Origin of the sequence: Ideonella sp. (assembly GCF_041287625.1) — a bacterium.
Lineage (GTDB): Bacteria > Pseudomonadota > Gammaproteobacteria > Burkholderiales > Burkholderiaceae_C > Ideonella.
Window position 1 is genome coordinate 48,216 of sequence record NZ_JBGGNH010000037.1, and the last position, 11,721, is coordinate 59,936.

Genomic DNA, 11,721 nt, shown 5'->3' on the forward strand with positions numbered 1-11,721 from the left:
CACTGCCACGGGTGCCGCAGCCCTAGCATGCTGGCACCGTGCGCTCACCTGCCCCTCTTTCCCGTCGCATCTCCGGCCCGGCCGGCGGCCTGCCTTTGCAGGCCCGCCAGCGCGGGCTGTCGCTCATTGAGCTGGTGATGCTGATCATGGTGCTTGGCATTGCGCTCACCGCCATCCTGCAGGTCTTCATCCGGGCCACCCGTTCCAGTGCGGACCCGCAGCTGCAGCGCCAGGCGCTGGCCGTGGCCGAGTCGCTGATGGAAGAGGTGCAGCTGATGCCTTTCACCTGGTGCGACCCGGACGACGCCAATGTCGACACCGCCACCAGCACCGCCAGCTGTGCCAGCGTGGCCGAGGTCATCGGACCGGAAGGCGGCGAGCAGCGCAGCGGCACGCCGCAGTTCGACAACGTCAACGACTACAACGGCCTGACGCTGAACGGCATCACCGACATCAGCGGCAGCACCGTGCCGGGCCTGTCGACCTACAACGCGACGGTGCGCGTGGCCGCCGCGGCCCTGGGCAGCGTGCCGAGCAGCGAAGCGCTGCAGATCACCGTCACCGTCAGCGGACCGGGCGGCGTGCAGGTCACGCTCGACGGTTTCCGCACCCGTCACGCTCCCAATGCCGGACTTTGAACCGCTTCGTCGCCAACGCGGCTTCACACTGATCGAAGCTGTGATGGTCATCGTGCTGAGCGGCATCATCGTCGGCATCGTCGCCAAGTTCATGGCGGTGCCGGTGCTGGGCTACCTCTCGGCCAACGCGCGGGCGAACCTCACCGACACCGCCGACGGCGCGCTGCGCCGCATCGGCCGCGAGCTGCATGCCTCGCTGCCCAACAGCGTGCGCATCAACAGCGCCGGCACCGAGATCGAGCTGATCCCGGTGGCGGCCGCCGCGCGCTTCATGACCGAGGGCAGCGGCGCGCTGGATTTCGGCGTCACCGACACCGACTTCGACCTGATGGGCCCGCCGATCACGCTGGCCGCCAACCAGTGGTTCGTGGTCTACAACCTGGGCGCCGGCATCACCGGCTCGGACGCTTATGCCGCCAACGGCAGCGCCGCCGAGCAGGCCGCGTCGAACCGCCGCAGCATCAGCTCCGGTGCCGGCACCGTCTCTCACCTGGCGCTCTCTTCAGTCGCCGGCCTGCCGGTGTCGGACTACGCCGCGCCGTTCCGCGGCTTCGTCGTCAACGCACCCGTCACCTTCCGCTGCGACCCTTCCGCCGGCACGCTGACCCGCTACAGCGGCTACGGCTTCAACGCCGCCCAGCCGGACCCGCCCAGCGGCGGCAGCAGCGCGCTGCTGGCCAGCGGCGTCACCGCCTGCCAGTTCAGCATGGACGAGGTCGCCGTGGCGGCCCGCGCCGCGCTGGTCAGCCTGCGGCTGCAACTCAGCGCGACCACGACGAGCGGAGCCGAAACCGTTTCTCTGCACCATGCCGTCCACATCGACAACCTGCCCTGAGCGCAAATACGTGCAGCGCGGCTTCACGATGGTCACGATGATCTTCGTGCTGGTGATCCTTGCCGCGCTGGGCACCGCACTGGCCGCGCTGAGCCAGCGCCAAAGCCTGGGCTCGGCCATGGACCTGGGCAGTGCGCGCGCGATGCAGGCGGCGCGTGCCGGGCTGGAATGGGGCGCCTGGCAGGTCATGCGCAACCCGGCGGCGCCGGCCGCCGCCCCGGCCTGCCCGGCCACCACCAGCTTCGTGCCCGGCGGCACGCTCTCGGGCTTCACGGTCACCGTCGCCTGCAGCCGCACGCCGACCAGCGGCACTGTGAGCGACGGCGCCACGAACCTGGCCTTCTACCAGCTGACTGCCACCGCCTGCAACCTGCCCAGCGGCAGCGCCTGCCCGGCCACCGGCACGCCGAATGCCGTGTACGTCGAGCGCCAGCTGACCTGGACGTTGGCACGTCCATGACCGCCTTGCGCCGCTCCTCCCACCGCGGCCGGCACCCGAGCGGCGAGGTGCGTTGCGGCATGGCCCTGGGCGGCTGGTTGCGGCAGTTGGCGCTGCTGTTGCTGCTGGGCTGGCTGTGGCCGGCGCAGGCGGCAACCTACACCTTCAAAAGCGACACCTACAGCTGGGAATCCACCAGCAACACCATCACCTGGGACCAGGCCTGCACCGGCTACCCGAAAGACGATGACAAGGCGACCGTCGCATTCACCGGCGGATTCAGCTTTCCGTTCGCCGGCAGCAGCTACGGCAGCGTGCGTGTGATGGCCAACGGCATGCTGCAGTTCGGCCCGGACGTGGGCCTCCACCGGACGTACACCAACACCACACTGCCCATCGCCGCCGTGCCGAGCTACAACAGCGGCTGCGGCGGCGGCACGCCGGCCGCCGTGCTGCTGGTGTACTGGACCGACCTGGATCCCGGCCGCTCCACCAGTGGCGGCGTGACCTGGGAAATCAAAGGCACGGCGCCGAACCGCCGTTTCGTGGTGACGTGGAACAACGTCTACCAGTACAACACCACCACGCCCTACACCTTCCAGGCGGTGCTCTACGAAAGCGGCGAGTTCAAGTACCAGTACGGCAATGCCAACGCCTCGGGCTCGAACGCCACCATCGGCGTGGAAGTGAACAGCAGCGACTACACGCTGTACTCCTTCAACAGCGGCTACAACGCCAATGGCTCGGCCATCCGCTGGTTCGTGCCGTCGGGCACGCCAGACAAGCTCGCCGAATACCGCATGGACGAATACGTGTGGAACGGCACGGCCGGAGAAGTCGTCGACAGCACCGGCAAGGGTTTCAACGGCGTGCGCGTAGGCAGCACCACCGCCACCAGTCCCATCGCGCAGGTCTGCAGGTCGCTGAACGTGCCCGCCAACACCACGGCCGCCATCAATGCGGTGGACACCGCGCTGGACGTGGACAGTGCCGTCGGCAGCAGCGGCACCATCGGCTTCTGGCTGCGCGAGGCCACGGCCTGGAACAGCGGTACCGCCGCCATGCTGTTCGACGCCACCTCCAACGCGACCTTCCCGTTCTACCTGATGCGCAACAGCACCGGCAGCCTGCGGTTTGCGGTGTCCGATGCCGCCGGCGCCGCGTTGGTCGCCACCACCGCCAACCGCACCACGGCCGCCAGCACATGGGTGCATGTCGCCGTCACGTGGCGGCTGGCCAGTGGCACCAACCAAAGCACGGTGCGGATCTACGTCAACGGCGTGCTGGCCGCGACCACGCCAGGCACCACCACGGGCCAGCTCTCCGGCACGCTGAACTCCGTGTTCATTGGCGACAACCGTGGTACCGCCACGCCCAGCGGGGCCACGGTGAACTCTGCCAACGGCCTGATCGACGAGGTGCAGGTCTACAACTACGAACTGAGCGGCGCCGAGCTGCTGGTTGCGATGGCTGCGACGCACGGCTGCCCACCGCCGCTGGACCATGTCGAGCTCGTGCCTTCGAACACCAGCGGCTCCACCTGCGCCGCCACTCCGGTGACGTTGCGGGCCTGCAGCAACGCAAACTGCAGCGCCCTGCTCGCCAGCTACACCGGCACCGTCACGCTGAGCAGCACCACCGGCCGCGGCGCATGGACCGCCGGCAGCGCCGATGCCCCGCAAGGCACGCTCGCCGGCGGCTCGGACAACGATGGCGGCGCGACCTACACCTTTGCAGCCGGGGACCTGGGACAGGTCTCGTTGAACTTTGCCCACACCCTTGCGCAAGACGTGCAACTCACCGCGGTGGACACCTCGCTGCCGGCCAGCGCCACCACCACCAGCGGCATCGCCTTCCGCGACAACGTCTTCAGCTTCGCCGAAGACCTTTCCAGCCTGATCGCCGGCAGCGACCTGGCCGTGGCCGGCCGGCCGCATGACATGACGCTGAGCCTGATCAAGAAGGACCCGAGCACCGGCAGCTGCGGCGTGGCCACCGACTTCAGCGGCACGCGCAACCTCAAGCTCTGGCGCACCGACAGCGGCACCACCGGCAGCTGGACGGCGCCCGGCGTGGTCTCGCCCGCGCTGACGATTCCCGCGGCCAAGCCTGCGGCCAGCAACCTTGCGCTGGCCTTCGCCAGCGGCGTGGCCCGCTTCAACCTCGGCACCACCGACATCGGCCGCTATGCCCTCAGCGTCGCCGACGATTCGCTCAGCTACGCCAGCACCAGCATCGGCGGCGCCAGCAACACGCTGACCGTGCGGCCATTCGCGCTGGTCGTGCAAGCCATCAAGCAAGGCAGCACCCAGAACCCCAACGGTTCGGCCGCGACCGACACGGTCTTCGCCCAGGCCGGCAGCAGCTTCCAGGCCACCGTCGGCGCCTACCGATGGACCGCTGCGATGACCGGCAACGGCACCGACGCCAACAACGACGGCGTGCCCGACAGCGGCGCCACGCTGGCCAACACCACGGCCGGCGGCCTGGCGCCTTCGTTCAACAGCAGCCTGACGCTTTCGCCGCTGGCCGCGAGCCAGACGCCGGCCAGCGGCGTGCTGGGCACCCTGGCCAACGCCACCGTGGGCACCTGGACGGGCGGCAGCGCAGCGCCCAGCACGCTGCAGTACAGCGAAGTGGGCAGCTTCATGCTGGCCACCAGCGGCGTGGTCAGCAACTTCCTCGGCAGCGGCCTGTCGCTGGACGCCATCGTCTTCAACAGCGCCGGCGTGCAGAACACGCGCGTAGGCCGCTTCATTCCGGCCGGCTTCGCCGTCAGCGGCAGCGCCGTCAGCTACCGCCCTGCGGCCGCCTGCACCACGGCCTCGACCTTCAACTACCTGGACGAGCCGTTCACGCTGGGCTTCACGCTGACTGCCAAGAACGCGCTCGGCGCTACCACCGCCAACTACACCGGCGCCTTTGCGAGGTTTGACCCCACGGCTGCCAGCAACTTCGCGCTGGCCGGCATTTCCGGCAGCACCGTGTTCAACACCAGCGCGCCAGCCCGCCTCGTCCTGGGCAGCGCCACCGGCGCCTGGGCCAACGGCGTGGCCAGCGGCATCACCCTGACCGCCCAGGCCACCCGTGCCACGGCGGCTGACGGCCCGTTCCCCGCCGCGCTGTTCGGCATTGCCCCGGTGGACAGCGACGGCGTGAAGATGCTCAGCCACGACCTGGACACCGGCTCGCCCGCCACCAGCTCGAACCACACGCAGCTCGCCAGCCTGGTGCTGCGCCACGGCCGGCTGCGCCTGCTCAACGCCATCGGCGCGGCCGACCATGCACTCAGCCTGCCGCTGCAAGCCCAGTACTGGAACGGCAGCGCCTGGGCACCCAACACGCTGGACAGCTGCACCAAGGTGCCGGCCACCGCCGTCAATTTCGGCAACTACCGCAGGACCCTCACCGCGACTGACACCAACCTCGCCGCCACCAGCACCACGCTGTCTTCCGGCCAGGCCAGCCTGGTGCTCAACGCGCCCACCGCCACCCACCGCGGCAGCGTGGACGTGGCGCTCAGCCTGGGCAGCAGCGCGGCCGATGTCTCGTGCCTGCAGCCGTGGACCCCAGGCACCGGCGACGCCGCCAGCGCCGGCGCGAACCTGGCCTACCTGCGCGGCGCCTGGTGCGGCGCCGCCAGCGACAAGGACCCGAGCGCCCGCGCCAGCTTCGGGCTGTACCGCGGTGCGGACCCGCTGATCTTCTCGCGCGAAAACTATTGAAGCGTGCGACCGCCCTGGTCGAACCACTGCGCCCTGCCCGGCTGCGGCTTCAGGTGAATCAACGTTGACGCTTCCGGGCACGCCACCTCGCTGGTCAGCTTGACCGTGACCGCGTGGCCCGAGGCCAGAGAGGCGTGCACGATCACCACGTCGCCCAGGTACTCCACCAGGTCGACCCTGGCCTTCAAGCCTTCACCTTCACCGCACAGCTGCCAATGCTCGGCGCGCACGCCCAGCTCGATGGGCGCGTGGCCGCCTGTGAGCAGGTCGCTGTCGCCCAGCGCCAGCCGCTCGCCGCTGGCCAGCGCCACCTGGCGGCCACCGTCCGCGCCGCGCGTCAGCTGGCAGGGCAGGAAGTTGATCGCCGGCGAGCCGAGGAACTGCGCCACGAAGCGGTTCACCGGCCGGTCGTACAGCTCGCGCGGCGTGCCGATCTGCTCCAGCCGGCCCTCGTTGAACACGGCAATGCGGTCGCCCAGCGTCATCGCCTCGACTTGGTCGTGCGTGACGTAGATCATCGTCGTGCCCAGCGCCTGGTGCATGCGCGCCAGCTCCACCCGCATCTGCACGCGCAGCGAAGCGTCCAGGTTGGAAAGCGGCTCGTCGAACAGGAAGACCTTGGGATTGCGCACGATGGCGCGGCCGATCGCCACGCGCTGCCGCTGCCCGCCCGAGAGCGCGCCAGGCTTGCGCTGCAGCAGTGCGGTGATGCCCAACACCTCGGCCGCGCGCTTCACGGCAGCGTCAATCTCCACCTGCGGGCGCTTGGCCATCTTCAGCGCAAAGGCCATGTTCTCCTGCACCGTCATGTGCGGGTACAGCGCGTAGCTCTGGAACACCATGGCCACGCCGCGCCTGGCCGCCGGCAGCTCGTTGGCCCGTTGGCCGTCGATGCGCAAGGTGCCGCCGGTGATGTCTTCGATGCCGGCAATCATGCGCAGCAGCGTGGACTTGCCGCAGCCCGAAGGTCCGACGAAGACCACGAACTCGCCGTCGCCGACGTTCATGTCCAGCTTGTCGATGACCCGCACCGGCCCGTCGTAAGACTTGCTGACCCCCGTGAACTCAAGGCTGGCCATGGGGCACCTCCTGGCGGGCCTGCTTGAGCCAGACCTGCATTGCACCGGCGCGCCGGTTGTTCCACGCGAAATAGGGGATCGCGGTCAGCGCGGCCGCCGTTGGTGGTGCCGTCTCATCTTCCGCCGGTTCGAGGTAGAGCTGGTTTTGCCAGCGCGCGCTGGCCGCCTGCACCTGTCCCGCCGAATGCAGCACCACCAGCCCGCCCAGCAGCTCGGGCTGCCACTGCGGCTGCACCTCGCCTGGCCGGCCCAGCACCAGGTCGGTCAGGTCCACGCCGGGATGGTCATGGGCCTCCACGCAATACAGCAGCGGCCCGCGCGTCAGCGCCACGCGGCCGGTGTTCTCCAGCACCCGCGGGTGGCTGGCCAGCAGCCTGGGCGCCATCGGCAGCTGCAGGCGCAAGGTGTCGCCCGACTGCCAGTGGCGGGACACCTCGACGAAAGTGCCCGGCACCAACTCGCCCGGCCAAGGCTCGCCGTTCACCGAAAGCCGGGCGCCGCTGCGGCACCAGTGCGGAATGCGCAGCATCAGCTCGAAGCGGCCGTCGGCCTCGACGGTGATTGCCACGTCGCCGTCCCATGGGTAGCGGGTCTGCTGCTTCAGGCCCACGCGCAGGCCGTCCAGGTCCAGCGTGGCTTCGGATTCGGCATACAGCATCACGTGCACGTGGCGGCCGCCGGTGAAGTAGACCGAGCCCGGCAGCGCGGCCACCGTGCGCGCCACGTTCGGCGGGCAGCAGGCGCATTCATACCAGCGCTGGCGCACATGCTGGCCGTCGTTGGCCAGCGGGTTGACATAGAAGTAGCCGCTGCCGTCGGCCGACCAGCCGGGCAGCATCGCGTTGTAGAGCGTGTGCTCGTAGAGGTCCGCGAACTTGGCGTCGCCGGTGGCGGCCATCATGCGCTGGCACCACATCATGCTGCCGATGGCCGCGCAGGTCTCGGTGTAGGCCTGCTCGTTGGGCAGCTCATGGTCAGCGCCCAGCGCCTCGCCATGGTGGCGCGAGCCGAGGCCGCCGGAGACGTAGAGCTGGTTGGCCGCCATGTGATCCCACATCTGCTGCAGCGTGGCCAGCAGGCGCGGCTCGCCGTCTTCCAGGTAGAAGTCCGCCACGCCGGCATTGAAGTACAGCGCCCGCACCGCGTGGCCCACCATCTTCTGCTGTTCGAGGAACGGCAGGTGGTCCTGGAAGTATTCAATGCCGAACCAGCCGCCTTGCAGCGTGCGCTGGCCGCGGCTGCGGATGAAGTGGCCCGCCAAATTCAGGTAGCGCTTTTGCCCCGTCTCTCGGTACAGCTCCACCAGCGCCAGCTCGATCAGCTCGTGGCCGTCGATGCCCGGGTTCTTGCCCTCGCCGGCCGGGCCGAAGACTTCGCAGAGCAGGTCTGCAAAACGCTCTGCAACCTGCAGCAGCCGGCGGCTGCCGGTCGCGCGGTGGTGCGCCACCGCGGCCTGGAACAGGTGGCCGGCGCAATACAGCTCGTGGTTGTCGCGCAGGTTGCTCCAGCGTTCGCCAGCCCGTTCCAGCGCGTAGTAGGTGTTGACGTAGCCGTCCGGCCCTTGCGCCGCCTCGATCAGGCCGATGAAGCTGTCGAGCCGGCTTGCCAGTTCCGGGCTGGGCCGCTGCGCGACGACCCAGCTGGCGGCTTCGATCCACTTGTACACGTCCGAGTCGTTGAACACCTTGCCGCGGAAGGGTCCGAGCGAAGGCTGATGCAGGCGGCGGAAGTTGTCCAGGTTGCCGTATTCCTCCAGGCACAAGGCCTGGGACAGCAAGGCGACACCGGCATTGGTGTCCCAGCGGGCCTTCAGCAGGCCACCGGTGAGTTGCACGGCCGTGGGCGGCACGGGGCCGCAGCAGGCATGGGGGCGTTGGGCAAGTTGCACGGCGGCGTCTGGCATGTTGGATGGATGAAGTGAGGTCATGCCTTCACAGCACCGGCGATCAGGCCGCTGATGTAAAAGCGTTGCAGGGCAAGGAAGAGTGCGGCGCAGGGCAGCACGCTGATGGAGATGCCGGCCTGCATCAGCCCCCAGTCGATGCCGCCGAGGAACTGGGACTGGGCGCTTTGCAGCAGCACCGGCAAGGTGAACTTGTTCGGGTCGGACACCAGCACCAGCGCGACCAGCAGTTCGTTCCAGGCGGTGAAAAAGGCGAACAGCGCGACCGTCACCATGCCGGGCACGACGACCGGCATCAGGATGCGCCACAGGCAGCCGAGCTGCGAACAGCCGTCCAGCAGCGCGGCCTCCTCCAGCTCCGGCGGCACGCTGTCGAAGGAGTTCCTCATCATGAAGATCGAGAACGGCAGCTGGAAGGTCGTGTAGATCAGTGCCAGGCCGAACAGCGAGTCTTCCAGGTGCAGCGTGCGCAGCAGGATGAACAGCGGCGTGAGGATGGACTGGAACGGGATCATCATGGTCGACAGCACGACCGCGAAGATCAGCTTCTTGCCCGCGAAGCGGAACTTGGAGAAGCCGTAGCCCGCGGGGATGGAAAACAGCAGCACGCCGATCACCGTCATGACCGAAACGCAGGTGCTGTTCCACAGGTAGCGCCCCAGCCCGGCGCCGAAGTGGCCGAGCGCCACGTAGTTCTCCAGCGACAACCGGCTGGGCCACCAGGTGGGCGGCGAGGCCGAGGCTTCGGCGGCGGTCTTGAACGAGGTCAGCACCGACCACAGGATGGGGAACAGGAAGCCCGAGGCGAGCAGCACGCCGGCCGCGAGGTACAGCAGCTTGCGCAGCGGCAGGCGGCGCGGCGGCGCTGGCTCGGCCTGGTCCGGTGCTTCGAAAGCGGCGCTCATGCCGTGCGCGCTGAGCGTGGAGCGGGAAGAGGTAGCGGAATTGGCCATGGGCTCAGCGATCGTCCGAACGAAGAAGGTAGAGCTGCAGCGTGCTCATCAGCAGCAGGATCAGCAACAGCACGACGGACATGGCCGAGGCATAGCCCACGCGGGTGTAGGTGAACGCGGCGCGGTAGATCCAGTAGACGATGCTCACGGTGCTGTTGTTCGGGCCGCCGTGGGTCATGATGTAGAACTGGTCGAAGGCCAGGTACGAGCCGATGACGGAGATGGTGAGCGCCAGCGCGAAGGTCTGGCGCATCAGCGGCACGGTGATGTGGCGCAGCTGCTGCCAGGGCGACACGCCGTCGATGTTGGCGGCCTCGTAGAGGTCCTTCGGAATGGCCTGCATGCCCACCAGCATCAGCACCATGTTGAAGCCGGTCATCTTCCAGGTCACCATCCACACGACAGACAGCAGCGAGGTGGTGCCGGTGTCGAACCACTGCACCGGCTCATCCACCAGGCCCAGGTTCATCAGCAGCGCGCTGAACACGCCCACCTGGTCGTTGAACAGCCACACCCACAACAGGCTGGCAGTGCTCAGGCCGATGACCACCGGCAGGAAATACGCGGTGCGGAAAAACGCCGACCAGCGGCCCGGCCGCCTCACCAGCAGGGCCAGCGCGAAGGAACTGATGAACAGCGCGGGCGTGACGATCAGCGTGTACCTGGTGGTGAACAGCAGGCTGTTCCAGAAGGACTCGTCATGCAGCAGCTCGGCATAGTTCTTCAGCCCCACCAGCGTGCTGGCGCCGAACAGCGGCCAGTCGTGCAGCGACATCCACACCGTCATGCCCAGCGGCACGAGGAAGAACACGCCGATCAGGCCCAGGCTGGGCAGGATCAGCAGGTAGCCGATGCCTGCACGCGACAGGCCGACGCTGCGCTGTCGCATCATCATTTGGCCGCGGTAATGGTCTCGGCGAACTTGGCCTGCGCCTTCTTCACTGCCGCGTCCACGCCGTCACCGAACACCGCCTCCTGGATCATCGAGTTCCAAGGGCCGTTGCCGTCGTTGATGAGCTGGTTGAACTTCACGCTGTAGGGCGCCCGGCCGTTGGCCATCGCATCGAACGCGACCTGCAGCCGCGGGTCGCCGTTGACATAGGCCTGGCCCAGGTCAGCGCGAACGGGGATGCTGCCGTTCTTCGCGAAGCTCTCGACCTGCACCGAGTCGCTGAGGCACCAGGCGATGAACTCCCACGCCGCAGCCTTGGCCTTGGAACCCTTGGGAATGGCAATCGAGTCGCCTCCCGCAAAGCTGGCCTGCCCGCCCTTGGCGCCCGGCAGCGGCGTGACGCCGAAGTCAATCTCCGGGTGGTCCTTCTTCAGCAGCCCGATGGCAAATGCTCCTGTGCCGACCATGCCCACCTTGCCGGTGAAGAAGGCATTGATGAAGTTCTGCCCAGCGTCATTCTTCGCGCCCTGCGGCACCAGCTTGCCGGTCCACATGCGGCGGTAGAAGCCCAAAGCGTCCCGCACCTGTGGCGAGTCGAGGCTGGCCGAGCGGCCGTCCGCGCTCAACACGTCGCCGCCAGATGCCCAGATGTAGGGCGCGAAAGTGAAGATGTTGCAGCCGCCACAGGCCCCTGAGAAGTAGAAGCCCTTGTTGCCGTCGCCCAGAGCGGTGATGCGCTTGGCATAGGCCTCGATGGTGGCCCAGTCCTTGGGCGGCGCATTCGGGTCGATGCCGGCCTTCTTGAACAGGCCCTTGTTGTAGAGCAGGAAGGAGGATTCCGCGCTGAACGGCACGGCGTAGTGGTGCGCGTCTGCCGTTGCCAGGTGCATGTGCGCCTTGGACAGGCTGTTGTAGAACGGCAGCGCCCTGGCCTGCTCGGTGATGGCGCTCAACTGCCCGGCCTGCGCCAGCTGCGGCACGAAGATCAGGTCCACCGCCAGGATGTCCGGCACCGCACCGGAAGCGGAGGCGGTGCCGAACTTGGTCATGAAGTCGTCGTTCGGGATCACGGTCAACGCGACCTGCGCCTTGTGCGAGCCGTTCCAGGCTTTCACCAGCGGCGTGGCAATGGCCGCGTCCGACGCGCGGACCCAGAACGACAGCGTGCCTGGCTCCTGCGCCAGCGCCGTGTACGGCAGCACTGCGAGCGCGCAGGCCAATGCCAGGGTGCCCGTGAAAAACCGCTTGTTCATCGAT

General features: G+C 68.2%; 9 protein-coding genes. 4 read left to right on the forward strand and 5 right to left on the reverse strand.

Annotated elements, in window-relative coordinates; all coding sequences use genetic code 11:
• The first annotated feature begins 38 nt into the window (after positions 1 to 38).
• The 4 genes from ACAH41_RS14965 to ACAH41_RS14980 are packed head-to-tail and all read left to right on the forward strand — an operon-like array spanning position 39 to position 5,637.
• Positions 39 to 638, forward strand: a complete 600-nt coding sequence (locus ACAH41_RS14965) for a type II secretion system protein (protein ID WP_325654097.1) — start codon at positions 39 to 41, stop codon at positions 636 to 638.
• Positions 625 to 1,473 carry a type II secretion system protein gene (locus tag ACAH41_RS14970; RefSeq protein WP_325654099.1) on the forward strand — a complete coding sequence of 283 codons (849 nt, stop codon included), beginning with the start codon at positions 625 to 627 and terminating at the stop codon, positions 1,471 to 1,473. Before ACAH41_RS14965 ends, ACAH41_RS14970 begins: the two co-directional genes overlap by 14 nt.
• Complete coding sequence (locus ACAH41_RS14975; protein ID WP_325654100.1) at positions 1,445 to 1,933, forward strand: agglutinin biogenesis protein MshP; 489 nt, start codon at positions 1,445 to 1,447, stop codon at positions 1,931 to 1,933. The genes ACAH41_RS14970 and ACAH41_RS14975 overlap by 29 nt, the downstream gene beginning before the upstream one ends.
• On the forward strand, positions 1,930 to 5,637 hold the full coding sequence (locus tag ACAH41_RS14980; RefSeq protein WP_325654101.1) for a LamG domain-containing protein: 3,708 nt from the start codon (positions 1,930 to 1,932) through the stop codon (positions 5,635 to 5,637). The genes ACAH41_RS14975 and ACAH41_RS14980 overlap by 4 nt, the downstream gene beginning before the upstream one ends.
• Here the strand turns inward: ACAH41_RS14980 and ACAH41_RS14985 are convergent.
• The 5 genes from ACAH41_RS14985 to ACAH41_RS15005 are packed head-to-tail and all read right to left on the reverse strand — an operon-like array spanning position 5,631 to position 11,717.
• Positions 5,631 to 6,716: a sn-glycerol-3-phosphate ABC transporter ATP-binding protein UgpC gene (locus ACAH41_RS14985; protein WP_325654103.1), complete on the reverse strand. Its 1,086-nt coding sequence runs from the start codon at positions 6,714 to 6,716 to the stop codon at positions 5,631 to 5,633. The genes ACAH41_RS14980 and ACAH41_RS14985 overlap by 7 nt on opposite strands.
• On the reverse strand, positions 6,703 to 8,604 hold the full coding sequence (locus ACAH41_RS14990) for a glycoside hydrolase family 127 protein (RefSeq protein WP_370538352.1): 1,902 nt from the start codon (positions 8,602 to 8,604) through the stop codon (positions 6,703 to 6,705). Before ACAH41_RS14990 ends, ACAH41_RS14985 begins: the two co-directional genes overlap by 14 nt.
• A gap of 35 nt (positions 8,605 to 8,639) precedes the next feature.
• Positions 8,640 to 9,572 carry a carbohydrate ABC transporter permease gene (locus tag ACAH41_RS14995; RefSeq protein ID WP_325654105.1) on the reverse strand — a complete coding sequence of 311 codons (933 nt, stop codon included), beginning with the start codon at positions 9,570 to 9,572 and terminating at the stop codon, positions 8,640 to 8,642.
• A gap of 4 nt (positions 9,573 to 9,576) precedes the next feature.
• Entirely contained in the window at positions 9,577 to 10,467 is an 891-nt protein-coding gene (locus ACAH41_RS15000; protein ID WP_325654107.1) for a sugar ABC transporter permease, read from the reverse strand.
• The gene (locus tag ACAH41_RS15005) at positions 10,464 to 11,717 is read right to left on the reverse strand and encodes a sugar ABC transporter substrate-binding protein (protein WP_325654108.1); all 1,254 of its coding nucleotides are present in this window, start codon (positions 11,715 to 11,717) and stop codon (positions 10,464 to 10,466) included. The genes ACAH41_RS15000 and ACAH41_RS15005 overlap by 4 nt, the downstream gene beginning before the upstream one ends.
• Positions 11,718 to 11,721 lie beyond the last annotated feature (4 nt).

Coding starts and splice junctions, on each gene's coding strand:
- ACAH41_RS14980 (WP_325654101.1), top strand. CDS start 1,930: ATGACCGCCTTGCGCCGCTCCTCCCACCGCGGCCGGCACCCGAGCGGC.
- ACAH41_RS14985 (WP_325654103.1), bottom strand. CDS start 6,716: ATGGCCAGCCTTGAGTTCACGGGGGTCAGCAAGTCTTACGACGGGCCG.
- ACAH41_RS14995 (WP_325654105.1), bottom strand. CDS start 9,572: ATGGCCAATTCCGCTACCTCTTCCCGCTCCACGCTCAGCGCGCACGGC.
- ACAH41_RS14970 (WP_325654099.1), top strand. CDS start 625: ATGCCGGACTTTGAACCGCTTCGTCGCCAACGCGGCTTCACACTGATC.
- ACAH41_RS15000 (WP_325654107.1), bottom strand. CDS start 10,467: ATGATGATGCGACAGCGCAGCGTCGGCCTGTCGCGTGCAGGCATCGGC.
- ACAH41_RS14975 (WP_325654100.1), top strand. CDS start 1,445: ATGCCGTCCACATCGACAACCTGCCCTGAGCGCAAATACGTGCAGCGC.
- ACAH41_RS15005 (WP_325654108.1), bottom strand. CDS start 11,717: ATGAACAAGCGGTTTTTCACGGGCACCCTGGCATTGGCCTGCGCGCTC.